Source organism: Pseudoxanthobacter sp. M-2 (assembly GCF_046156265.1).
In the GTDB taxonomy this organism is placed as follows: domain Bacteria; phylum Pseudomonadota; class Alphaproteobacteria; order Rhizobiales; family Segnochrobactraceae; genus CAMDHY01.
Genome location: NZ_JAWDIR010000045.1, coordinates 105856 through 128724, shown reverse-complemented (window position 1 = coordinate 128724; position 22869 = coordinate 105856). Strand labels below are relative to the sequence as shown.

Annotated in this window: 31 protein-coding genes; 30 read left to right on the top strand and 1 reads right to left on the bottom strand. The window is 66.9% G+C overall.

Annotated elements, in window-relative coordinates:
• The first annotated feature begins 55 nt into the window (after positions 1-55).
• Positions 56-4249: a DNA-directed RNA polymerase subunit beta' gene (gene rpoC, locus RUR49_RS21960; RefSeq protein WP_409148581.1), complete on the top strand. Its 4194-nt coding sequence runs from the start codon at positions 56-58 to the stop codon at positions 4247-4249.
• A 166-nt stretch (positions 4250-4415) separates the two neighbouring features.
• Here the strand turns inward: rpoC and RUR49_RS21955 are convergent, their stop codons facing one another.
• Positions 4416-5393, bottom strand: coding sequence for a hypothetical protein (locus tag RUR49_RS21955; RefSeq protein ID WP_409148580.1), 978 nt, complete (start codon positions 5391-5393; stop codon positions 4416-4418).
• A 570-nt stretch (positions 5394-5963) separates the two neighbouring features.
• Between RUR49_RS21955 and rpsL the strand changes: the two genes are divergently transcribed.
• The 29 genes from rpsL to rpsK all read left to right on the top strand — a co-directional run bounded on the left by rpsL (position 5964) and on the right by rpsK (position 22855).
• Positions 5964-6335 (top strand): 30S ribosomal protein S12, encoded by a 372-nt coding sequence (gene rpsL / locus RUR49_RS21950; protein WP_409148579.1) that lies wholly within the window; start codon positions 5964-5966, stop codon positions 6333-6335.
• A 14-nt stretch (positions 6336-6349) separates the two neighbouring features.
• A complete protein-coding gene (gene rpsG, locus RUR49_RS21945) occupies positions 6350-6820 on the top strand; it encodes a 30S ribosomal protein S7 (RefSeq protein WP_409148578.1) in 471 nt (156 codons plus the stop codon).
• A gap of 32 nt (positions 6821-6852) precedes the next feature.
• On the top strand, positions 6853-8928 hold the full coding sequence (fusA, locus tag RUR49_RS21940; protein ID WP_409148577.1) for an elongation factor G: 2076 nt from the start codon (positions 6853-6855) through the stop codon (positions 8926-8928).
• A 58-nt stretch (positions 8929-8986) separates the two neighbouring features.
• On the top strand, positions 8987-10177 hold the full coding sequence (tuf, locus tag RUR49_RS21935) for an elongation factor Tu (RefSeq protein ID WP_409148576.1): 1191 nt from the start codon (positions 8987-8989) through the stop codon (positions 10175-10177).
• A gap of 94 nt (positions 10178-10271) precedes the next feature.
• Positions 10272-10580, top strand: a complete 309-nt coding sequence (rpsJ, locus tag RUR49_RS21930; protein ID WP_153482939.1) for a 30S ribosomal protein S10 — start codon at positions 10272-10274, stop codon at positions 10578-10580.
• 32 nt (positions 10581-10612) lie between these two features.
• Complete coding sequence (gene rplC, locus RUR49_RS21925) at positions 10613-11356, top strand: 50S ribosomal protein L3 (RefSeq protein ID WP_409148575.1); 744 nt, start codon at positions 10613-10615, stop codon at positions 11354-11356.
• A complete protein-coding gene (gene rplD / locus RUR49_RS21920; RefSeq protein WP_409148574.1) occupies positions 11356-11976 on the top strand; it encodes a 50S ribosomal protein L4 in 621 nt (206 codons plus the stop codon). Before rplC ends, rplD begins: the two co-directional genes overlap by 1 nt.
• On the top strand, positions 11973-12266 hold the full coding sequence (locus tag RUR49_RS21915; RefSeq protein ID WP_409148573.1) for a 50S ribosomal protein L23: 294 nt from the start codon (positions 11973-11975) through the stop codon (positions 12264-12266). Before rplD ends, RUR49_RS21915 begins: the two co-directional genes overlap by 4 nt.
• Positions 12267-12282: 16 nt before the next feature.
• Positions 12283-13116 carry a 50S ribosomal protein L2 gene (gene rplB, locus RUR49_RS21910; RefSeq protein WP_409148572.1) on the top strand — a complete coding sequence of 278 codons (834 nt, stop codon included), beginning with the start codon at positions 12283-12285 and terminating at the stop codon, positions 13114-13116.
• Between the two features lie 10 nt (positions 13117-13126).
• Entirely contained in the window at positions 13127-13405 is a 279-nt protein-coding gene (gene rpsS / locus RUR49_RS21905; RefSeq protein ID WP_409148571.1) for a 30S ribosomal protein S19, read from the top strand.
• 3 nt (positions 13406-13408) lie between these two features.
• The gene (gene rplV, locus RUR49_RS21900; RefSeq protein ID WP_409148570.1) at positions 13409-13789 is read left to right on the top strand and encodes a 50S ribosomal protein L22; all 381 of its coding nucleotides are present in this window, start codon (positions 13409-13411) and stop codon (positions 13787-13789) included.
• Entirely contained in the window at positions 13789-14547 is a 759-nt protein-coding gene (gene rpsC / locus RUR49_RS21895) for a 30S ribosomal protein S3 (RefSeq protein WP_409148569.1), read from the top strand. Before rplV ends, rpsC begins: the two co-directional genes overlap by 1 nt.
• 49 nt (positions 14548-14596) lie before the next feature.
• Positions 14597-15010, top strand: a complete 414-nt coding sequence (rplP, locus tag RUR49_RS21890) for a 50S ribosomal protein L16 (protein WP_409148568.1) — start codon at positions 14597-14599, stop codon at positions 15008-15010.
• Positions 15011-15035: 25 nt separating this feature from the next.
• On the top strand, positions 15036-15236 hold the full coding sequence (gene rpmC, locus RUR49_RS21885; protein ID WP_409148567.1) for a 50S ribosomal protein L29: 201 nt from the start codon (positions 15036-15038) through the stop codon (positions 15234-15236).
• A gap of 10 nt (positions 15237-15246) precedes the next feature.
• Entirely contained in the window at positions 15247-15507 is a 261-nt protein-coding gene (rpsQ, locus tag RUR49_RS21880) for a 30S ribosomal protein S17 (protein WP_409148566.1), read from the top strand.
• A gap of 41 nt (positions 15508-15548) precedes the next feature.
• The gene (rplN, locus tag RUR49_RS21875) at positions 15549-15917 is read left to right on the top strand and encodes a 50S ribosomal protein L14 (RefSeq protein ID WP_409148565.1); all 369 of its coding nucleotides are present in this window, start codon (positions 15549-15551) and stop codon (positions 15915-15917) included.
• Positions 15917-16234 (top strand): 50S ribosomal protein L24, encoded by a 318-nt coding sequence (rplX, locus tag RUR49_RS21870; RefSeq protein ID WP_409148564.1) that lies wholly within the window; start codon positions 15917-15919, stop codon positions 16232-16234. The genes rplN and rplX overlap by 1 nt, the downstream gene beginning before the upstream one ends.
• A complete protein-coding gene (gene rplE, locus RUR49_RS21865; protein ID WP_409148563.1) occupies positions 16227-16784 on the top strand; it encodes a 50S ribosomal protein L5 in 558 nt (185 codons plus the stop codon). The genes rplX and rplE overlap by 8 nt, the downstream gene beginning before the upstream one ends.
• Positions 16785-16814: 30 nt before the next feature.
• Positions 16815-17120 carry a 30S ribosomal protein S14 gene (gene rpsN, locus RUR49_RS21860; RefSeq protein WP_409148562.1) on the top strand — a complete coding sequence of 102 codons (306 nt, stop codon included), beginning with the start codon at positions 16815-16817 and terminating at the stop codon, positions 17118-17120.
• A 13-nt stretch (positions 17121-17133) separates the two neighbouring features.
• The gene (gene rpsH / locus RUR49_RS21855) at positions 17134-17532 is read left to right on the top strand and encodes a 30S ribosomal protein S8 (RefSeq protein ID WP_409148561.1); all 399 of its coding nucleotides are present in this window, start codon (positions 17134-17136) and stop codon (positions 17530-17532) included.
• A gap of 44 nt (positions 17533-17576) precedes the next feature.
• Entirely contained in the window at positions 17577-18110 is a 534-nt protein-coding gene (gene rplF, locus RUR49_RS21850) for a 50S ribosomal protein L6 (RefSeq protein ID WP_409148560.1), read from the top strand.
• A gap of 11 nt (positions 18111-18121) precedes the next feature.
• The gene (gene rplR / locus RUR49_RS21845) at positions 18122-18484 is read left to right on the top strand and encodes a 50S ribosomal protein L18 (protein WP_409148753.1); all 363 of its coding nucleotides are present in this window, start codon (positions 18122-18124) and stop codon (positions 18482-18484) included.
• A gap of 70 nt (positions 18485-18554) precedes the next feature.
• Positions 18555-19106, top strand: coding sequence for a 30S ribosomal protein S5 (rpsE, locus tag RUR49_RS21840; RefSeq protein WP_409148559.1), 552 nt, complete (start codon positions 18555-18557; stop codon positions 19104-19106).
• 29 nt (positions 19107-19135) lie between these two features.
• Positions 19136-19324, top strand: a complete 189-nt coding sequence (rpmD, locus tag RUR49_RS21835; protein ID WP_409148558.1) for a 50S ribosomal protein L30 — start codon at positions 19136-19138, stop codon at positions 19322-19324.
• A 31-nt stretch (positions 19325-19355) separates the two neighbouring features.
• Positions 19356-19832 (top strand): 50S ribosomal protein L15, encoded by a 477-nt coding sequence (gene rplO / locus RUR49_RS21830; protein ID WP_409148557.1) that lies wholly within the window; start codon positions 19356-19358, stop codon positions 19830-19832.
• A gap of 55 nt (positions 19833-19887) precedes the next feature.
• Complete coding sequence (gene secY, locus RUR49_RS21825; protein ID WP_409148556.1) at positions 19888-21222, top strand: preprotein translocase subunit SecY; 1335 nt, start codon at positions 19888-19890, stop codon at positions 21220-21222.
• A complete protein-coding gene (locus RUR49_RS21820; protein WP_409148555.1) occupies positions 21219-21812 on the top strand; it encodes an adenylate kinase in 594 nt (197 codons plus the stop codon). Before secY ends, RUR49_RS21820 begins: the two co-directional genes overlap by 4 nt.
• Positions 21813-21991: 179 nt before the next feature.
• Positions 21992-22360 carry a 30S ribosomal protein S13 gene (gene rpsM, locus RUR49_RS21815; protein WP_409148554.1) on the top strand — a complete coding sequence of 123 codons (369 nt, stop codon included), beginning with the start codon at positions 21992-21994 and terminating at the stop codon, positions 22358-22360.
• 105 nt (positions 22361-22465) lie between these two features.
• Entirely contained in the window at positions 22466-22855 is a 390-nt protein-coding gene (gene rpsK, locus RUR49_RS21810; RefSeq protein ID WP_409148553.1) for a 30S ribosomal protein S11, read from the top strand.
• Positions 22856-22869 lie beyond the last annotated feature (14 nt).

The following is a 22869-nucleotide window of genomic DNA, read 5'->3' as shown; positions in this document are numbered from 1 at the left end:
TTCTAGGACGACGGGGTCGCGTCATTCGCGGCTGCCGGCGTGAAGGAGAGAACCGATGAACCAAGAGGTCATGAACCTGTTCAACACGCAGGTGCCGGCCCAGACGTTCGATCTCATTCGGATCTCGATCGCCAGCCCTGAGAAGATCCTGTCCTGGTCCTACGGCGAGATCAAGAAGCCGGAGACCATCAACTACCGGACCTTCAAGCCGGAGCGGGACGGCCTGTTCTGCGCCCGGATCTTCGGGCCGATCAAGGACTACGAGTGCTTGTGCGGCAAGTACAAGCGCATGAAGTACAAGGGCGTTATCTGCGAGAAGTGCGGCGTCGAGGTGACGCTGTCGCGCGTGCGCCGCGAGCGCATGGGCCACATCGAGCTCGCCGCCCCCGTCGCCCACATCTGGTTCCTGAAGTCGCTGCCGAGCCGCATCGGCATGCTGCTCGACATGACGCTGAAGGATCTCGAGCGGATCCTCTATTTCGAGAACTACGTTGTGCTCGAGCCCGGCCTGACGCCGCTCAAGATGCACCAGCTGCTCTCGGAAGAGGACTTCATCGAGGCGCAGGACAAGTACGGCGAGGACGGCTTCACCGCCGCCATCGGCGCCGAGGCTATCCGCGAGCTGATGAAGGCGCTCGATCTCGAGAAGCTCGCGGCCGACCTGCGCGTCGAGATCGCCGAGTCGACCTCCGAGCTGAAGCCGAAGAAGCTCGCCAAGCGGCTGAAGCTCATCGAGGCGTTCATGGAATCCGGCAACAAGCCGGAGTGGATGATCCTCAACGTCATCCCGGTGATGCCGCCGGATCTGCGTCCGCTGGTGCCGCTGGACGGCGGCCGCTTCGCCACGTCCGACCTGAACGACCTCTACCGCCGCGTCATCAACCGCAACAACCGCCTGAAGCGGCTGATCGAGCTGCGCGCGCCGGACATCATCATCCGCAACGAGAAGCGGATGCTCCAGGAGGCCGTCGACGCGCTGTTCGACAACGGCCGCCGCGGTCGCGTCATCACGGGTGCCAACAAGCGCCCGCTGAAGTCGCTCTCCGACATGCTGAAGGGCAAGCAGGGCCGGTTCCGCCAGAACCTGCTCGGCAAGCGCGTCGACTATTCCGGCCGCTCGGTGATCGTCGTCGGCCCGGAGCTGAAGCTGCACCAGTGCGGCCTGCCGAAGAAGATGGCGCTCGAGCTGTTCAAGCCGTTCATCTATTCGCGGCTGGACGCCAAGGGCTACTCCTCGACGGTGAAGCAGGCGAAGAAGCTCGTCGAGAAGGAGAAGTCGGAGGTCTGGGACATCCTCGACGAGGTAATCCGCGAGCACCCGATCCTCCTGAACCGCGCGCCGACGCTGCATCGCCTCGGCATCCAGGCGTTCGAGCCGGTCCTCATCGAGGGCAAGGCGATCCAGCTGCACCCGCTCGTCTGCTCGGCCTTCAACGCCGACTTCGACGGTGACCAGATGGCCGTGCACGTTCCGCTGAGCCTCGAGGCTCAGCTCGAAGCGCGCGTGCTGATGATGTCGACCAACAACATCCTGCACCCGGCGAACGGCTCGCCGATCATCGTGCCGTCGCAGGACATCGTGCTCGGCCTCTACTACCTGTCGATCATGGCCGAGAACGAGCCCGGCCAGGGCATGGCGTTCTCGTCCATCGGCGAGCTGCATCACGCCCTCGAGTCGAAGGCGGTGACGCTGCACTCGAAGATCCGCGGCCGCTACACCGGCGTCGGCCCGGACGGAAAGCCGTTCACCAAGATCTATGAGACGACCCCCGGCCGCATGCTCATCGGTGAGCTTCTGCCGAAGCACAAGGCGGTCAGCTTCGACGTCTGCAACCAGCTGATGACGAAGAAGCAGATCTCCAACATGATCGACATGGTCTACCGTGGCTGCGGCCAGAAGGAGACCGTGATCTTCTGCGACCGCATCATGACGCTGGGCTTCACCAACGCGTTCAAGGCGGGCATCTCCTTCGGCAAGGATGACATGGTCATCCCCGAGACGAAGGAGAAGCTGGTCGAGGACACGCGCCAGCTCGCCAAGGAATACGAGCAGCAGTACTCCGACGGCCTGATCACCCAGGGCGAGAAGTACAACAAGGTCGTCGACGCCTGGGCGAAGTGCACCGATCGCGTCGCCGACGAGATGATGAAGCGCATCTCGTCCGTGCAGATGGACGCGGAGACCGGCCGTCAGAAGAAGATCAACTCGATCTACATGATGAGCCACTCCGGCGCCCGTGGCTCGCCGGCGCAGATGAAGCAGCTCGCGGGCATGCGCGGCCTGATGGCGCGACCGGATGGCTCGATCATCGAGACGCCGATCATCGCCAACTTCAAGGAAGGCCTGTCGGTGATGGAGTACTTCAACTCCACCCACGGCGCCCGCAAGGGACTGGCCGACACCGCGCTGAAGACGGCGAACTCGGGCTACCTGACGCGTCGTCTCGTCGACGTCGCGCAGGACTCGATCATCACCGAGTACGACTGCGGCACCGACGCCGGCATCAAGATGACGGCAATCGTCGACGCCGGCCAGATGGTGGCCTCGCTCGGCATGCGCATCCTCGGCCGCACCGCGTGCGAGGATGTTCCCGATCCGGCGACGGGCGAGATCATCCTGCCGCGCGGCAAGCTGATCGAGGAGAAGGAGGTCGAGCGCGTCGAGAAGGCCGGCATCCAGGCCGTCCGCATCCGCTCGGTGCTGACCTGCGAGACGAAGAACGGCTGCTGCGCGGCCTGCTACGGGCGCGATCTCGCCCGCGGCACGCCCGTCAACATGGGCGAGGCGGTCGGCGTCATCGCGGCGCAGTCGATCGGCGAGCCGGGCACGCAGCTCACCATGCGCACGTTCCACATCGGCGGCACGGCGCAGGTGGTCGACTCGTCCTTCATCGAGTCGAGCTTCGAAGGCACGGTGAAGCTGCGCAACCGCAACGTGGTGCGCGATTCCCAGGGCCGGCTCATCGCGATGGGTCGCAACATCGCGATCGTGGTGATCGACAAGGACGGCACCGAGCGCGCCGTCCACCGCATCACCTACGGCGCGCGCCTGCACGTCGACGACGGCGATCAGGTGAAGCGCGGCCAGCGCATGGCGGAGTGGGATCCCTACACCCGTCCGGTGCTCACCGAGGTCGACGGCATCGTCGCCTTCGAGGATCTGGTGGAAGGCGCCTCGGTCACCGAGACGACCGACGAGGCGACCGGTATCACCAAGCGCATCATCCTCGACTGGCGGACCTCGACGCGCGGCTCGGACCTCAAGCCGGCCGTCATCGTCAAGGGTGCCGACGGCAAGGTGGCGAAGCTCGCCCGCGGCGGCGACGCCCGCTCCCTGCTCTCCGTCGACGCCATCCTGTCGGTGGAGCCGGGCGAAGAGGTGAAGGCCGGCGACGTGCTCGCGCGTATCCCGCTCGAGAGTGCCAAGACGCGCGACATCACCGGCGGTCTGCCGCGGGTGGCGGAGCTGTTCGAGGCGCGGCGTCCGAAGGACCATGCCATCATCGCCGAGATCGACGGCACGGTGCGCTTCGGCAAGGACTACAAGAACAAGCGCCGCATCATCATCGAGCCGCACGACGAGGCGCTCGACCCGATCGAGTACCTGATCCCGAAGGGCAAGCACGTCCACCTCCAGGACGGCGATGCGATCGAGAAGGGCGACTACATCCTCGACGGCAACCCGGCGCCGCACGACATCCTGGCGATCCGCGGCGTGGAGGCGCTCGCCGCCTACCTCGTCAACGAGATCCAGGAGGTCTACCGGCTGCAGGGCGTGGCGATCAACGACAAGCACATCGAGGTGATCGTCCGTCAGATGCTGCAGAAGGTGGAGATCACCGACGCCGGCGAGACGGACGTGATCAACGGCGAGCAGATGGATCGCATCGAGCTCGACGAGCTGAACGAGAAGGCCATCGCCGACGGCAAGAAGCCGGCGTCGGGCGTGCCGGTGCTGCTCGGCATCACCAAGGCCAGCCTGCAGACCCGCTCGTTCATCTCGGCTGCGTCCTTCCAGGAGACGACCCGCGTCCTCACCGAGGCGGCCGTCAACGGCAAGGTCGACAACCTCGAGGGCCTCAAGGAGAACGTCATCGTCGGCCGCCTGATCCCGGCGGGAACGGGCGCGATGGTGAACCGCATCCGCGAGATCGCGACGAGCCGCGACGAACTCATCCTCGACGAGCGCCGCAAGGCGGCGACCGTCGACGTGCCGCTCGCCGGCATCTCCGGTCCGGCGGCCGCCTGACCTGCGGCGAGGCCTCCGCCGTCACGGCGGTGGCCTCGACCGGCCGGCGTCGCCGCTCGCGGTGGCGCGGCCACACGACAAGACAGAACGGGCCGTCCTGGCAGCAGGGCGGCCCGTCGTCGTTCGGAGCTGTGATGGGCGAGCGGACGCCGGCCGCCGATGCCGGTCAGCGTGGCGCGATCCCCACGGACTGCATGACGAGATCAACGAGGGCCCGGGCCGAGGCGGTGTCGCCGTGGCCGACCTCGACGGTGAAAGTGCGCGGCAGCCCGGCCAGGACGGCGTGGTTCGACAGCGAGCAGTCGCTGCGCCCCGGCCGCACCGTCTCGTAGAGGACGTTGACACCCCGTTCGGTGAACCAGGCGATGGCGCCGCGCGCTGCCGCCTCGGTCGCCGGGGCGCGGCCGGCGAGGATCACCATCGTGTCGTCGTCGCGCCGGGGCGCCCCGGGCCCGACCGTCGCGCCGGCGGCGGCGCGGAAGGCCTCGGCGCCCGGATAGGGCCGGGCCATCGAGATGGTGCCGCCACGCCGCTCGTTGGAATGCAGACCGACAATGGGAAAGCGCCGGTCGAGACCGGCGAGGACCGCAGACGTATAGGCCGGATCGGCGCGGCCGCGCCCGCAGGCGCCGCTGCCGAAGACGCGATTGGGGTCGATGCCGCGCCACATCCGGTTCTCGCCCGATTCGACCGCCACCAGCACGCCCCCGTAGCGCAGCACGGCCACAACGCCGGCATCGAAGGCCGCGTTCTCGTTGTCGTGCGGCAGCACCCAGCGGGGCCCGCTGCGGCTGCGGTGGGAGATCACCAACAGCGACCACCGTGCCACCGTGCCCTCGACCGACACGATGCCGAGGCAAAGTTCGGGATCGGCCAGCCGGTCCGCCAGCCGGCGGACGTCGCGGTCGCCGGTGGCCGCGATGATCTCGGCGGGCGTCCGGCAGGCCTGGGCGCTCGACGGCGGTGGCCGATCCATGACAGGGGAGGGGGCGCCCTCGCCCTCGGGGGGCCGCCGCAGCACCGGCAGCTCGCCAGCCGCCGCCACGCCGGTGAACTCGATCGGCAGGCGACCGGGACCGGCACCGCTGAGGACGGAGAAGAAAAGTGCGCTGGCTGCGAGAATCGTCGGCACGGCACGGCGCATGACGGGGCCCCCGCGGTCCATTCCGCGCGAGCATGAGCCCGCCGCGGGCGTCGCCGGATGCGCGGGAATCGCGCCGTTCCTGTGGCGGAATGGCAGGGAACACGCTTCCAGGACGAAGGTTCGGCCGATAACGTGGAAGCCGCGAAACGATCGGTCGTCAAATGCGCTCGGTGCGACAGAAAGCATGCGTTGGGGCGGCCCTTCGGCTCCGATCGGGATGCCCGAAAAACGCCCGGAGAAGGCCGCGATTCCGCTATTGACGGGCGGGAACCGAAAGAATAGGTTCCGCCAACTTTCGCGGCAGGCGGTAAGCCCCGTTCGCGTCGCTGGCGCCTCGCGCTGCGACTGATCGGCTTAAACGCTGCCGGGTTCAAGTAGACGACATCGGCTTCTCCGCAGCTGCCGAAAGGCAGCCGCAACGTCGCCATGATCGCGCCCCGGCGCGATCCTCTGGCTTGGGGCGCCGCCCGCGATCGTCAGATCGCGGACCGGCGCCTTCGCGTTCGTGCGTGGAAGGCAGTGGCGTCAACCGACGGCGGGCGGAAGCTCGAAGTTACGGAACGGGACAGCATGCCGACGATCAACCAGTTGATCCGCAAGCCGCGGAAAGACCCGCCGAAGCGCAACAAGGTGCCGGCCATGGAGGCCTGCCCGCAGAAGCGCGGCGTCTGCACGCGAGTCTATACGACGACCCCGAAGAAGCCGAACTCGGCTCTCCGCAAGGTCGCCAAGGTTCGGCTGACGAACCAGTACGAAGTGATCGGTTACATCCCGGGTGAGGGGCATAACCTTCAGGAGCACTCGGTCGTGATGATCCGAGGCGGCCGCGTGAAGGACCTTCCGGGCGTGCGTTACCACGTGGTGCGCGGCGTGCTCGACACGCAGGGCGTCAAGGACCGTAAGCAGCGTCGTTCCAAGTACGGCGCCAAGCGTCCGAAGTGATGGGAGCCTGAGCGATGTCGCGTCGTCACAGCGCCGAGAAGCGTGAGATCCTGCCGGACCCGAAGTTCGGTGATCAGATCGTCTCCAAGTTCATGAACAGCATCATGCGCGACGGCAAGAAGTCCGCCGCCGAAACGATCGTCTACGGTGCCTTCGATACGATCCGGACGCGGTCGCGCCAGGATCCGCTCGAGGTGTTCCACACGGCTCTCGACCGTGTGATGCCGCAGATCGAGGTGCGTTCCCGCCGCGTCGGTGGCGCCACCTACCAGGTGCCGGTCGAAGTGCGCACCGAGCGTCGCCAGGCTCTGGCGATCCGGTGGCTGATCACTGCCGCCCGTGCCCGCAACGAGAAGACCATGGTCGAGCGCCTCTCCGGCGAGCTGCTCGATGCGTTCAACAACCGCGGTACCGCCGTGAAAAAGCGCGAGGACACACACCGGATGGCCGAGGCCAACCGCGCGTTCTCGCACTATCGCTGGTGAACTGAGCGCGAGCCGAGGTCGAGGACCGTACAATGCCCCGCACGCACAACCTCGAAGACTATCGTAACTTCGGCATCATGGCCCACATTGATGCCGGGAAGACGACGACGACCGAGCGCATCCTCTACTACTCCGGCAAGTCCCATAAGATCGGCGAAGTCCATGACGGCGCCGCGACGATGGACTGGATGGAGCAGGAGCAGGAGCGGGGCATCACGATCACGTCTGCCGCGACCACCACGCAGTGGAACGGCAAGCGCCTGAACATCATCGACACCCCCGGCCACGTCGATTTCACGATCGAGGTCGAGCGTTCGCTGCGCGTCCTCGACGGCGCCGTGTGCGTGCTGGACTCCAACCAGGGCGTCGAGCCCCAGACCGAGACGGTCTGGCGCCAGGGTGACAAGTACAAGGTTCCGCGGATCGTCTTCTGTAACAAGATGGACAAGACCGGCGCCGATTTCTACAACTGCCTCAATGACATCAAGGTCCGCCTCGGTGCCAAGCCGGTGGCGATCCAGCTGCCGATCGGCGCCGAGTCCGACTTCAAGGGCTGCGTCGACCTCGTGAAGATGCAGGCCTACGTCTGGCATGACGAGGACAAGGGCGCGAAGTACGACACCGTCGCGATCCCCGACGACCTCGTCGAGAAGGCGAACGAGTACCGTGCTGCCCTGATCGAGGCGGCCGTCGAGCTCGACGACGAGGCGATGACGGCGTTCTTCGACGGCCAGGAGCCGGACGAGGCGACGCTGAAGCGCCTGATCCGCAAGGCCGTCATCACCGGCGCCTTCTATCCGGTGCTCTGCGGCTCGGCCTTCAAGAACAAGGGCGTCCAGACGCTGCTCGACGCGGTCGTCGACTACCTGCCGAGCCCGCTCGAAGTACCGCCGATCAAGGGCATCGACGGCAAGACCGGCGAGGAGACGGTTCGTCACTCGACCGACAACGAGCCGCTCGCCATGCTCGCCTTCAAGATCATGGACGATCCCTTCGTCGGTTCGCTCACCTTCTGCCGGATCTATTCCGGCAAGGTGGAGAGCGGTACGGGCGTGCTGAACTCGCCGCGCGATCGTCGCGAGCGCGTCGGCCGCATGCTCCTGATGCACGCGAACTCTCGCGAGGACATCAAGGAGGCCAACGCCGGCGACATCATCGCCCTGGCCGGCCTCAAGGAGACCCGCACCGGCGACACGCTGTGCGACCCGGCCCACCCGGTGATCCTCGAGAAGATGGAGTTCCCGGACCCCGTCATCGAGATCGCGGTCGAGCCGAAGGCGAAGGCCGACCAGGAAAAGATGGCGGTGGCGCTGTCGAAGCTCGCGGCCGAGGATCCGTCCTTCCGCGTCTCGACGGACCAGGAGAGCGGCCAGACCATCCTGAAGGGGATGGGCGAGCTTCATCTCGACATCAAGGTCGACATCCTGAAGCGGACCTACAAGGTCGAAGTCAACGTCGGCGCCCCGCAGGTCGCCTACCGCGAGACGATCACCCGCTCGGTCGACATCGACTACACCCACAAGAAGCAGACCGGTGGTACCGGCCAGTTCGCCCGGGTGAAGTTCACGATCGCCCCGAACGAAGTCGGCAAGGGCTTCGAGTTCGACTCGAAGGTCATCGGCGGCTCGGTGCCGAAGGAGTACATCCCCGGCGTCGAGAAGGGCCTCAACTCGGTGCTGACCTCGGGCGTCGTCGCCGGCTTCCCGGTCGTCGACGTCAAGGTCGACCTGACGGACGGCGCCTACCACGAAGTGGACTCGTCGGCGCTTGCCTTCGAGATCGCGTCTCGCGCCGGCTTCCGTGAAGGCCTGCAGAAGGCCGGCCCGGTGCTGCTCGAGCCGATCATGAAGGTCGAGGTCACCTCGCCCGAGGACTATCTCGGCTCGGTGATCGGCGACCTGAACTCGCGGCGTGGCCAGATCTCCGGCACCGATACGCGCGGCAACGCCCAGATCGTCACCGCGATGGTGCCGCTCGCCAACATGTTCGGCTACGTCAACACGCTGCGCTCGATGAGCCAGGGACGTGCCAGCTACTCGATGCAGTTCGACCACTACGAGCAGGTGCCGCAGGCGGTTGCTCAGGAAGTCCAGGCGAAGTTCGCCTGAGACACGCCGACGAGCCAGTCGACACTGTCAACACCTTGAGACCGACGGAGTTACGCCGATGGCGAAAGAGAAGTTTGCGCGGACGAAGCCGCACTGCAACATCGGGACGATCGGCCATGTCGATCACGGCAAGACGTCGCTGACGGCGGCGATCACGAAGGTGCTGGCGAAGACGGGCGGCGCGACGTTCAAGGCGTACGACCAGATCGACGCGGCGCCGGAGGAGAAGGCGCGCGGCATCACGATCTCGACGGCGCACGTCGAGTACGAGACGAAGAACCGCCACTACGCCCACGTCGACTGCCCGGGCCACGCCGATTATGTGAAGAACATGATCACGGGCGCGGCGCAGATGGACGGCGCGATCCTGGTGGTGTCGGCCGCCGACGGCCCGATGCCGCAGACGCGCGAGCACATCCTGCTCGCCCGCCAGGTCGGCGTGCCGGCGATCGTCGTGTTCCTCAACAAGTGCGACCTCGTCGACGATCCCGAGCTGCTCGAGCTCGTCGAGCTCGAGGTGCGCGAGCTGCTGTCCTCCTACGACTTCCCGGGCGACGACATCCCGATCGTCAAGGGCTCGGCGGTGGTTGCGCTGAACGACGGCGACCCGGTGCTCGGCGAGGATGCGATCCTCGAGCTGATGACGCAGGTCGACGCCTACATCCCGCAGCCGGAGCGTCCGATCGACCAGCCGTTCCTGATGCCGATCGAGGACGTGTTCTCGATCTCGGGTCGCGGCACGGTGGTGACGGGCCGCGTCGAGCGCGGCATCGTCAAGGTGGGCGAGGAGGTCGAGATCATCGGCATCCGCGCCACCCAGAAGACGATCGTCACGGGCGTCGAGATGTTCCGCAAGCTGCTCGACCAGGGCCAGGCGGGCGACAACATCGGCGCGCTCCTGCGCGGCACGAAGCGCGAGGACGTCGAGCGCGGGCAGGTTCTCTGCAAGCCGGGCTCGGTGAACCCGCACACGAAGTTCAAGGCGGAAGCCTACATCCTGACGAAGGAGGAGGGCGGTCGCCACACGCCGTTCTTCACGAACTACCGGCCGCAGTTCTACTTCCGCACGACGGACGTGACGGGTGTGTGCACGCTGCCGGAAGGCACCGAGATGGTGATGCCGGGCGACAACGTCGAGTTGACGGTGACGCTGATCGTTCCGATCGCGATGGAGGAGAAGCTTCGCTTCGCCATCCGAGAGGGCGGCCGGACGGTAGGCGCGGGCGTCGTCGCCCAGATCATCGAGTAACAAGACCCGCGACGCAGGAGCACGGCGACGGGCGATACGCCCGACGCCGTGCACCGGTCCCGATCAAGACGAGCGCTGAACCGAGGGCGCATCCATGAACGGCCAGAATATCCGGATCCGCCTCAAGGCGTTCGACCATCGCGTGCTCGACGCTTCGACGCGCGAGATCGTGAACACGGCAAAACGGACGGGTGCGCAGGTGCGCGGCCCGGTCCCGCTGCCGACCCGCATCGAGAAGTTCACGGTCAACCGCTCGCCGCACATCGACAAGAAGAGCCGGGAACAGTTCGAGATTCGCACGCACAAGCGCCTGCTCGACATCATCGACCCCACGCCGCAGACCGTCGACGCTTTGATGAAGCTCGACCTTGCGGCCGGTGTCGACGTCGAAATCAAGCTCTGAGTAGTGCGGCACGGTTTGGAGAGGCCTGACCCATGCGTTCAGGAATGATCGCCCAGAAGGTCGGCATGACCCGCGTCTACAATGAGGCGGGGGAACATGTGCCGGTGACGGTTCTGCGCGTCGAGAACTGCCAGGTGGTCGCCCACCGGACGGCGGAGAAGGACGGCTATGTGGCGCTGCAGCTCGGTTCCGGGCGGGCGAAGACGAAGAACGTCGCCAAGGCGATGCGCGGTCACTTCGCAGTGGCGAGCGTCGAGCCGAAGCGCGAGATCGTCGAGTTCCGGGTGAGCCCGGAGAACGTCATCGCGGTCGGCGCCGAGCTGACGGCCGATCACTTCGTCGACGGCCAGTTCGTCGACGTGACCGGCACCTCGATCGGCAAGGGCTTCGCCGGCGTCATGAAGCGCCACAACTTCGGTGGCGGTCGCGCCAGCCACGGCAACTCGGTGACCCACCGCGCCCACGGCTCGACCGGCCAGCGCCAGGACCCCGGCAAGGTGTTCAAGGGCAAGAAGATGGCCGGCCACATGGGCCAGGTTCGCGTCACGACGCAGAACCTCAAGGTCGTCCGTACCGACGCCGAGCGCGGCCTGATCCTCATCGAGGGTGCCGTTCCCGGCGCCAAGGGTGGGCGGATCCTGGTGCGCGACGCGGTGAAGCGGGCGCTTCCGAAGGACGTGCCGTCGCCGGGCAAGTTCCGCCTGGCCGGCGAGACCGGTGCTGCGCCGGATGCTGCCGAAGCCCCGGCCGCTCCGGCGGAGAAGGAGAGCGAGTGATGGAACTCGAGGTCAAGACGCTGGACGGCGCCTCGGCGGGCTCGATCACGGTCTCCGACGAGATCTTCGGGCTGGAGCCGCGCGCCGACATCCTGCAGCGCATCGTGCGCTGGCAGCTGTCGAAGCGGCAGGCGGGCACCCACAAGGCGAAGATTCGGTCCGAGGTGAACCGCACCGGCCGCAAGATGTACAAGCAGAAGGGCACCGGTCGCGCCCGTCACGGTGATCAGTCGGCGCCGCAGTTCCGCGGTGGCGGCAAGGCCTTCGGCCCGGTCGTGCGCAGCCATGCCCACGATCTGCCGAAGAAGGTGCGCGCCCTCGGCCTGAAGCATGCGCTTTCGGCCAAGGCGAAGGCCTCCACGCTGATCGTCGTCGACGAGGCGACCGCGACCGAGCCGAAGACCAAGGCGCTGCGCGAGCGGCTCGCCGCGATGGGTCTCGACCGGGTGCTGATCATCGCCGGCAACGAGGTGGACGTGAACTTCCAGCTCGCCGCCCGCAACATCCCCAATCTCGACGTGCTGCCGGTCCAGGGCATCAACGTCTACGACATCCTGCGGCGTGACACCCTGGTGCTCACCCGCGAGGCCGTCGAGCGCCTCGAGGAGCGGTTCAAATGACCAACCTCAAGCACTACGACGTGATCGTCGCCCCGATCATCACCGAGAAGTCGACCGTGCTCAGCGAGCAGAACAAGGTCGTCTTCAAGGTGGCGCCGAAGGCCTCGAAGCCGGAGATCAAGGCGGCCGTCGAGTCGTTGTTCGGCGTCAAGGTGACGGCGGTCAACACCCTCGTCCGCAAGGGCAAACTGAAGCGCTTCCGCGGCTCCCTCGGGCGCCAGTCGGACGTCAAGCGCGCCGTCGTGACGCTGGCCGAAGGCCAGACGATCGACGTCACGACCGGCCTGTGAGCGTGGAGCGCAGACCATGGCTCTGAAATCCTACAAGCCGACGACGGCCGGCCAGCGACAGCTGGTCCTCGTCGATCGCTCCGAGCTCTACAAGGGCAAGCCGGTCAAGTCGCTGACCGAGGGCCTCTCGGCCTCCGGCGGCCGCAACAACGCCGGTCGCATCACCGTCCGCTTCCGTGGCGGCGGTCACAAGCGGACCTACCGTCTGGTCGACTTCAAGCGCCGCAAGCGCGAGATGACGGCGACGGTCGACCGAATCGAGTACGATCCGAACCGGACCGCCTTCATCGCCCTCCTGAAGTACGAGGACGGCGAGCTCGCCTACATCCTGGCGCCGCAGCGCCTGGCGGTGGGTGACAGCGTCATCGCTGGTGCCCAGGCCGACGTGAAGCCGGGCAACGCCATGCCGCTGTCGGCGATGCCGGTCGGCACGATCGTCCACAACGTCGAGATGAAGCCCGGCAAGGGCGGTCAGATCGCGCGTTCGGCCGGCACCTACGCGCAGATCGTCGGCCGCGACCAGGGCTATGCGATCCTGCGCCTGAACTCCGGCGAGCAGCGCCGGGTGCTCGGCACCTGCTTCGCCACGGTGGGCGCGGTGTCGAACCCCGACCACGCCAACATCAATCTCGGCAAGGCCGGCCGTTCGCGCTGGCTCGGCCGCAAGCCGCACAACCGCGGCGTCACGATGAACCCGGTCGACCATCCGCACGGCGGTGGTGAAGGCCGGACCTCGGGTGGACGCCATCCGGTGACGCCATGGGGCAAGCCCACCAAGGGCAAGAAGACGCGCCGCAACAAGTCGACGGACAAGTTCATCGTCCGTAGCCGGCACGCCAGGAAGAAGTGAGGGCTGAACCGTGGCTCGTTCCGTCTGGAAAGGTCCGTTCGTCGACGGCTATATGCTCAAGAAGGCCGAGAAGGCGCGCGGGTCCGCGCGCTCCGAGGTCGTCAAGATCTGGAGCCGCCGGTCGACCATCCTGCCGCAGTTCGTCGGTCTGACGTTCGGCGTCTACAACGGCCAGAAGCACATTCCGGTGCAGGTGTCCGAGGACATGGTCGGTCACCGGTTTGGCGAGTTCGCCCCGACGCGGACCTTCTACGGTCACGCGGCCGACAAGAAGTCCAAGAGGAAGTAACCGATGGGCAAGTCCAAGGCCGCACGGGCCCTCAAGGACAACGAGGCGAAGGCGATCGCCAAGATGCTGCGGGTGTCGCCGCAGAAGCTCAATCTCGTCGCCCAGCTGATCCGCGGGAAGACGGTGCCGGCGGCGCTTGCCGACCTCACCTTCTCGAAGAAGCGGATCGCCCGCGACGTCAAGAAGACGCTGGAATCGGCCGTCGCCAACGCCGAGAACAACCACGACCTCGACGTCGACAGCCTGGTCGTCGCCGAGGCCTTCGTCGGCAAGGCGCTGGTGATGAAGCGCTTCGCGGCGCGCGGCCGTGGCCGCTCGAGCCGCATCGAGAAGCCTTTCGCGAACCTCACGATCGTGGTCCGCGAAGTCGAGGAGGCCGCCTGATGGGTCAGAAAGTCAATCCGATCGGCCTGCGGCTCGGCATCAACCGGACCTGGGATTCGCGCTGGTTCGCCGATCGCGGCGAGTACGGCCGTCTGCTCCACGAGGATCTGAAGATCCGCGAGAAGCTGATGGACGACCTGAAGCAGGCGGCGGTCTCCAAGATCGTCATCGAGCGTCCGCACAAGAAGTGCCGCGTGACGATCCACACCGCCCGTCCGGGCGTGGTGATCGGCAAGAAGGGCGCCGACATCGACAAGCTTCGCAAGAAGGTTGCCGCGATGACGGACTCCGAGGTCCACCTCAACATCGTCGAGGTGCGCAAGCCCGAGATCGACGCGACGCTGGTCGCCGCCTCGATCGCCCAGCAGCTCGAGCGCCGCGTGGCGTTCCGGCGGGCGATGAAGCGGGCCGTGCAGTCGGCCATGCGGCTCGGTGCGGAGGGTATCCGCATCAACTGCTCCGGTCGTCTCGGCGGCGCCGAGATCGCCCGCATGGAGTGGTACCGCGAGGGCCGCGTTCCGCTGCACACGCTGCGTGCCGACGTCGACTACGGGGTTGCCACGGCGAAGACCGCCTACGGCACCTGCGGCGTCAAGGTGTGGATCTTCAAGGGCGAGATCCTCGAGCACGATCCGATGGCGTCCGAGCGGCGGGCGAGCGAGGGCAACGAGGCCGGTTCGCACGGCCACGGTGGCCGCGAGCGTGACCGCGATCGTGATCGCGACCACCGCGATCGTCGCCGCCAGGATCACGGCTGAGCTCTGGGCCCCGGCCCGGAGCGCAGACCAGACAGATTAGAGAAGAGCCATGCTGCAACCGAAGCGCACCAAGTTCCGAAAGCAGTTCAAGGGCCGCATCCATGGCGTCGCCAAGGGCGGTACCGACCTCAACTTCGGCGCCTTCGGCCTGAAGGCCCTGGAGCCCGACCGCGTCACGGCCCGCCAGATCGAGGCGGCCCGCCGCGCGATCACGCGCCAGATGAAGCGCCAGGGTCGGGTGTGGATCCGAGTGTTCCCGGACGTGCCGGTGTCGAAGAAGCCGACCGAAGTGCGCATGGGCAAGGGCAAGGGTGCCCCGGAGTATTGGGCGGCGCGGGTGAAGCCGGGCCGGATCATGTTCGAGGTCGACGGCGTCAGCGAGGAGATCGCCCGCGAGGCGTTCCGGCTGGCCGCGGCCAAGCTGTCGGTCAAGACGCGGTTCGTTCAGCGGATCGCCGAGTGAGCGGCGGCGCAGCGGAGTGACGGAGATGAAGGCGAGCGACGTGCGCGCGAAGACGCCCGACGAGCTGACCGAGGACCTCGGGCGGCTCAAGAAGGAGCAGTTCAACCTGCGCTTCCAGAAGGCCACCGGCCAGCTCGAGAACACCGCGCGGGTGCGGCAGGTCCGCCGCGACATCGCCCGCATACAGACCGTGTTGCGCGCCAAAACCGCGCCCAAGAGCGCCTGAGGAGGCGGAGATGCCAAAGCGTGTCCTGCAGGGCATCGTCGTCAGCGACAAGACCGACAAGACTGTTGTCGTGAAGGTCGAGCGGCGCTTTACCCACCCGCTGCTGAAGAAGACCGTGCGCCGGTCGAAAAAGTACCAGGCGCACGACGATGCGAACACATACAAGATCGGCGACACCGTGCTCATCGAAGAGAGCAAGCCGATCTCCAAGACGAAGCGTTGGATCGTCGTCGGCGCGTTGACGCCGGCTGGCGAAGCGGCGGCGAGCTGAGCCGTAGCGACGGCGCGTAAGACGAGAAAGACGAGGCGGCCATGATTCAGATGCAGTCGAACCTCGACGTGGCGGATAACTCCGGTGCCCGTCGCGTCATGTGCATCAAGGTGCTCGGCGGTTCGAAGCGCAAGTATGCCTCGGTCGGCGACGTCATCGTCGTGTCGATCAAGGAGGCGGCGCCGCGCGGCCGCGTGAAGAAGGGTGACGTGATGAAGGCGGTGGTCGTCCGGACCGCCAAGGACATCCGTCGCGTCGACGGCAGCGTGATCCGCTTCGACCGCAATGCGGCGGTGCTGATCAACAACCAGAAGGAGCCGATCGGCACCCGCATCTTCGGGCCGGTGCCGCGCGAGCTCCGCGCCAAGAACCACATGAAGATCATTTCGCTCGCGCCCGAGGTGCTGTGATGGCCGCGAAGATCAAGAAGGGCGATCGCGTCATCGTCACGACCGGCCGCGACAAGGGCCGCTCGGGCGAGGTGATCGAAGTCCGGCCGACCGAGAACCGCGCCCTGGTGCGCGGCGTCAACCTCGTCCGCAAGCATCAGAAGCAGACCGCGCGCGACGAAGGCGGCATCGTCTCCAAAGAGGCGGCGATCCACCTTTCCAACCTGGCGCTCGCCGACCCCAAGGACGGCAAGCCGACTCGCGTCGGCTTCAAGGTCCTCGAGGACGGCCGCAAGGTGCGCGTCGCCAAGCGTTCGGGAGACCAGATCGATGGCTGAGGCGGCATACGAGCCCCGGCTCCAGAAGCACTACGACGAGGTGGTGCGCCCGCAGCTCGTCAAGGAGTTCGGGTACAAGAATCCGATGGAAGTCCCTCGGATCGACAAGGTCGTGCTCAACATGGGCGTCGGCGAGTCGACCGGTGACTCCAAGAAGGCGACCGTCGCGGCGGCCGACCTCGCCATGATCGCCGGCCAGAAGCCGGTGATCACGCGGGCCCGGCTGGCGATCTCGACCTTCAAGCTGCGCGAGAACATGCCGATCGGCGCGAAGGTCACGCTGCGCAAGACGCGCATGTACGACTTCGTCGACCGCCTGGTGACGATCGCGCTGCCCCGCGTGCGGGACTTCCGGGGCCTCAACCCCAAGAGCTTCGATGGCCGTGGCAACTTCGCCATGGGCATCAAGGAGCACATCATTTTCCCAGAGATCAACTACGACAAGGTTGATCAGATCTGGGGCATGGACGTGATCGTCTGCACGACGGCGAAGTCGGACGACGAGGCGCGAGCGCTCCTCAAGGCGTTCAACTTCCCGTTCCGGCAGTGACCGGCCCGGCCGGCCGCGGAGAGACGTAAGATGGCGAAGAAGAGCTCGATCGAGAAGAACAATCGGCGCGCGAAGCTGGCCAAGCAGTTCGCCCCGAAGCGCGCCCGTCTGAAGGCGGCGGCGAAGGACCAGTCGCTGTCGATGGAGGAACGGTTCCAGGCGCGGCTCAAGCTCGCCGAGATGCCGCGTAACTCCGCGCCGACCCGCGTGCGCAACCGCTGTGAAGTGACCGGCCGCCCGCGTGGCGTCTACCGGAAGCTGAGAATGTCGCGCATCGCACTTCGCGAGCTCGGCAGCGCCGGGGCGATCCCCGGTCTTGTGAAGTCGAGCTGGTGAGGAGGGCTGCGCGATGGCATTGACCGATCCGCTCGGCGATATGTTGACCCGCATCCGCAATGCGCAGATGCGGCGCAAGACCAAGGTTTCGACGCCGGCCTCCTCGCTGCGCCAGCACGTCCTGGACGTGCTGCAGTCTGAAGGCTACATCCGCGGCTACACCACGGTCGAGGTGACCGGCGTGCAGCCGGAATTCGAGATCGAGCTGAAGTACTTCGACGGCGAGCCGGTGATCCGCGAGATCGAGCGGGTGTCGAAGCCCGGCCGGCGCGTCTACGCTTCGGTGAAGGCGCTTCCGCGCGTCGCCAACGGTCTCGGTGTGTCGATCCTGTCGACGCCGAAGGGCGTGATGAGCGACCACGAGGCGCGTGAAAACAATGTCGGCGGGGAGATCCTCTGCCGCGTCTTCTGACGCGGCGGACGGATCGGCTCCCAGCGAACGGTAGGGTTTGAGAGATGTCGCGGATCGGCAAGAAGCCCGTCGCGGTCCCCGGTGGGGTCACCGCGACCGTCGACGGCCAGAAGGTGTCGATGAAGGGCCCGAAGGGTGAGCTTTCCTTCGTCGCCCACGATCTCGTCGCTGTCGAGAATTCGGCGGACGGCGTCGCAGTTTCGCCGCGCGACGAGAGCAAGCAGGCTCGCTCGATGTGGGGCATGTCGCGGACGATGGTCGCGAACCTCGCGACCGGCGTCTCCAAGGGTTTCGAGCGCAAGCTCGAGATCACCGGCGTCGGATACAAGGCGGCGGTGCAGGGCAAGGCCCTGAACCTGGCGCTCGGCTTCAGCCACGACGTGCTGTATCCGATCCCCGAGGGGATCAACATCGTCTGCCCGAAGCCGACCGAGATCCTCGTGTCCGGCATCGACCGGCAGAAGGTCGGTCAGGTGGCGGCCGAGATCCGCGAGTTCCGCCCGCCGGAGCCCTACAAGGGCAAGGGCGTTCGCTATGCGGGCGAGTTCATCGTCCGCAAAGAAGGCAAGAAGAAGTGACGGTGGGTGCGATGGCCAACAAGCTCTCCACGATGGAACGCCGCCGCGCTCGCGTCCGGCGGTCTCTGAAGGCGGTTGCCGGAAGCCGGCCTCGCCTCAGCGTGCATCGGTCCTCGAAGCACATCTACGCGCAGCTGATCGACGATGCGGCCGGTCGCACGATCGCAGCCGCCTCGAGCCTCGAGAAGTCGATGCGCGAGGAGCTGAAGACCGGTGCCGACACCGGCGCCGCTGCAGCGATCGGCAAGCTGATCGCGGAACGCGCGAAGGCCGCCGGCGTGTCGCAGGTGGTTTTCGACCGCGGCCCGTACATCTACCACGGGCGCGTCAAGGCGCTCGCCGATGCGGCCCGCGAGGCGGGTCTCGATTTCTGATCGAACATCCGGCGGCGGTCCGGCGCGGGCGTAAGCCGGCGCGGCGGGCGACGGAGCGAGGAGACAAGACGTGAAGAACGTGCGCGAGCGGGAAGAGCGCGACAGCGAGTTCGTGGACAAGCTCGTCCACATCAACCGCGTGGCGAAGGTCGTTAAGGGCGGACGCCGGTTCGGCTTCGCCGCGCTCGTCGTCGTCGGCGACCAGAAGGGCCGCGTCGGCTTCGGCCACGGCAAGGCCCGTGAGGTTCCCGAGGCGATCCGCAAGGCGACCGAGGCGGCCAAGCGCAGCCTGGTCCGCGTGCCGCTGCGCGAGGGCCGGACGCTGCACCACGATGTGCACGGCCGCCACGGCGCCGGCCGCGTCATCGTGCGGGCGGCCCCGGCGGGTACCGGCATCATCGCCGGCGGCCCGATGCGCGCCGTCTTCGAGACGCTCGGCGTCCAGGACGTCGTCGCCAAGTCGTTCGGCTCGTCCAACCCCTACAACATGGTGCGGGCGACGTTCGACGCACTGAAGCAGGAAGACAGCCCGCGCACCGTCGCGGCCCGTCGCGGCATCAAGGTGTCGGCCCTGCAGGCGCGCCGCCGCGACGTCGACGCCGACGCCGCTGCCGAGGCGTGAGCTTCGGCCGAGGGATCGAGGAAGAGACGATGACCGACAAGACGATCACGGTCGAGCAGACCGGCAGCCCGATCCGTCGGCCCTCCGACCAGCGCGCGACGCTGATCGGGCTCGGCCTCAACAAGCGCCATCGGCGTCGTACGCTGGAAGACACGCCGCAGGTGCGCGGCATGATCGCCAAGGTCGCCCACCTCGTCCGTGTGGTCGACGAAGCTTGACCTGGCGAAGCCTGACCGACTGGAGCATGTGATGAAACTCAACGAGATCCGGGACAATCCCGGCGCGGTCAAGGATCGCATGCGCGTCGGCCGCGGCATCGGGTCCGGCAAGGGCAAGACCGCGGGCCGCGGCGTGAAGGGCCAGAAGTCGCGCACCGGCGTGTCGATCAAGGGCTTCGAGGGCGGCCAGATGCCGCTGCATCGTCGCCTTCCGAAGCGCGGCTTCACCAATATCTTCCGCAAGGACTTCAACATCGTCAGCCTGGCGCGTGTGCAGCAGGCGATCGACGCCGGCAAGCTCGACGCCGCCGCTCCGATCGACGCGGCTGCCCTGAAGGCGGCCGGTGTCCTGAAGCGGCTGCGCGACGGCGTCCGTCTTCTCGCCGACGGCGAGCTGACGGTGAAGGCGACGTTCGAGGTCGAGGGTGCCTCCCGTGCGGCGATCGCCGCTGTGGAGAAGGCCGGTGGCTCGGTGACCGTCAAGGGCGCCGCGGTCGAGGCGGCGTAACCGACGCAGGCTCCCCATATAGCGGGGAGCACGGCGGACGGGACCGGAGTGAACGATGGCATCGGCGGCGGAACAACTCGCAGCGAACCTCAACTTCGGCGCCTTCGCCAAGGCGACGGACCTGAAGAAGCGCATCTGGTTCACGCTCGGCGCGCTTCTCGTCTACCGGCTCGGCACCTACATCCCGCTGCCGGGCATCAACCCCGAGGCGCTCGCCCAGGCGTTCGGCAGCGTTCAGTCCGGTCTGCTCGGGCTGTTCAACATGTTTGCCGGCGGCGCCGTCGGGCGGATGGCGATCTTCGCCCTCGGCATCATGCCGTACATCTCCGCCTCGATCATCGTGCAGCTCCTCACTTCCGTCGTTCCTTCGCTCGAGCAGCTGAAGAAGGAAGGCGAGCAGGGCCGCAAGACGATCAACCAGTACACGCGCTACCTGACGGTCGTGCTGGCGCTGTTCCAGGCCTATGGCATCTCCATCGGCCTCGAGTCGGCGACGGGCGTCGTCAACGATCCGAGCGCGTTCTTCCGCTTCGTGACCGTCATCACGCTGGTCGGCGGCACGATGTTCCTGATGTGGCTGGGCGAACAGATCACCGCTCGCGGCATCGGCAACGGCATCTCGCTGATCATCTTCGCCGGTATCGTCGCCGAGCTGCCGATGGCGGTGGCCGGCACGCTCGAACTCGGACGCCAGGGCGCGCTGTCGACGATCCTGATCCTCGGCATCATCATCCTCTCGGTGGTGGTGATCGCCTTCATCGTCTTCGTCGAGCGGGCGCAGCGGCGGCTTCTGATCCAGTACCCGAAGCGACAGGTCGGAAACCGCGTCTTCCAGGGCGAATCCTCGCACCTGCCGCTGAAGCTCAACACCTCGGGCGTCATCCCGCCGATCTTCGCCTCGTCGCTTCTCCTCATCCCGGCGACGCTGTCGAGCTTCTCGGCGACCGGCGGCGGGCCGGAGTGGCTGACGACGATGACGACCATTCTCGGTCACGGTCAGCCGCTCTACATGGGGCTCTACGCCGCCCTGATCGTGTTCTTCGCCTTCTTCTATACGGCGATCGTCTTCAATCCGACCGACACCGCCGACAATCTCAAGAAGCACGGCGGCTTCATCCCCGGCATCCGGCCGGGTGAGCGGACGGCGGAATATATCGACTACGTGCTGACCCGCATCACCGTCGCCGGCGCCGTCTACCTCGTGATCGTCTGCCTGCTGCCGGAAGTGCTGATCTCGTGGACCGGCGTGCCGTTCTACTTCGGCGGCACCTCGCTGCTGATCGTCGTCTCGGTGACGATGGACACGGTGGCGCAGGTCCAGGGTCACCTGCTCGCGCATCAGTACGAGGGCCTCGTGAAGAAGGCCAAGCTGGGGGGTAAGCGGCGATGAGGCTCATTCTGCTCGGTCCGCCGGGTGCGGGAAAAGGCACGCAGGCCGAGCGTTTGGTGCGCAAGCACGGGATCGTGCAGCTCTCGACGGGAGACATGCTGCGCGCCGCCGTCGACGCCGGGACCGAGATCGGACTGAAGGCGAAGGCGGTGATGGACGCCGGCCAGCTCGTCTCCGACGAGATCGTCGTCGGCATCGTCGCCGACCGCATCGAAGAGCCGGACGCCCACAACGGTTTCGTTCTCGACGGCTTCCCGCGCACGATCGCGCAGGCCGAGGCGCTCGACCGCATGCTCGACGACAAGCGCATGCAGCTCGACGCCGTCATCGAGTTCCAGGTGGACGAGGAGGCCCTCGTCGGGCGCATCGTCAAGCGCGCCGACGAAGCCAAGGCCGCCGGCAAGCCGGTGCGCAAGGACGACAATCCGGACGTGTTCCGGAGGCGTCTGCAGGAGTTTCGCGCGATGACGGCGGCACTGTCGCCGTACTATCGCGCAAGAGGGATGCTGCACACCGTCGACGGCATGGCGCCGATCGACAGCGTGGAGACGGCGATCGAGGCGGCGATCCGCCAGGCGTCAAAGGTCTGACGGCATCAGCCGCCGGTTGACGGCGCGCCGTCTGACCGTTAATAACCGGCACCCATTCGCGAGAGACGGATGATCGGTGCCGGTACCGAGAGGTGACCGGGGCCGGTCCTTGCGTTGTTTGGACCCCTTGGGCTGAAGGAAGACGATCGGCCGGTGGCCGGTGACGAGGAGAGACGAGCGTGGCCCGCATCGCAGGCGTCAACATCCCGACGAACAAGCGCGTCCTCATCGCGCTGCAGTATATCCATGGAATCGGCGCCACCAAGGCGCAGGAGATTCTGGACAAGGTCGGCATCGATGCGCCGCGCCGCGTCAACGAGCTCAGCGACGCCGAGGTGCTGCAGATCCGCGAGGCGATCGACCGCGACTATATCGTCGAGGGCGACCTGCGGCGTGAAGTGGCGATGAACATCAAGCGGCTCATGGACCTCGGCTGCTATCGCGGCCTGCGCCATCGCCGCGGTCTGCCGGTGCGCGGCCAGCGCACCCACACGAATGCGCGGACCCGCAAGGGTCCGGCGAAGCCGATCGCCGGCAAGAAGAAGTAACGCCGCGCCTCCGGCCGGCGCTGATGCCGCCCGGAGCCCGCGCCCCGAAACGACCTCGCCCGACCGGGACGCCGGTGCGGGCCGCTGCAGGAAGACACAGAGCCCATGGCCAAGGAAGCCACCCGCGTCAAACGCCGCGAGCGCAAGAACATCGCCTCCGGCATCGCGCACGTCAACGCGTCGTTCAACAACACCATGATCACCATCACCGACGCGCAGGGCAACGCGATTTCGTGGTCCTCTGCCGGCGCGATGGGCTTCAAGGGCTCGCGCAAGTCGACGCCCTATGCGGCGCAGATGGCTGGCGAGGACGCCGCCCGCAAGGCGATGGAGCACGGCATGCGCACTCTCGAGGTCGAGGTGAGCGGTCCTGGCTCCGGTCGCGAGTCGGCGCTGCGTGCGCTGCAGGCGGCGGGCTTCATGGTGACCTCGATCCGCGACGTGACGCCGATCCCGCACAACGGCTGCCGGCCGCGCAAGCGTCGCCGCGTCTGAGGCACGGGCCCGTC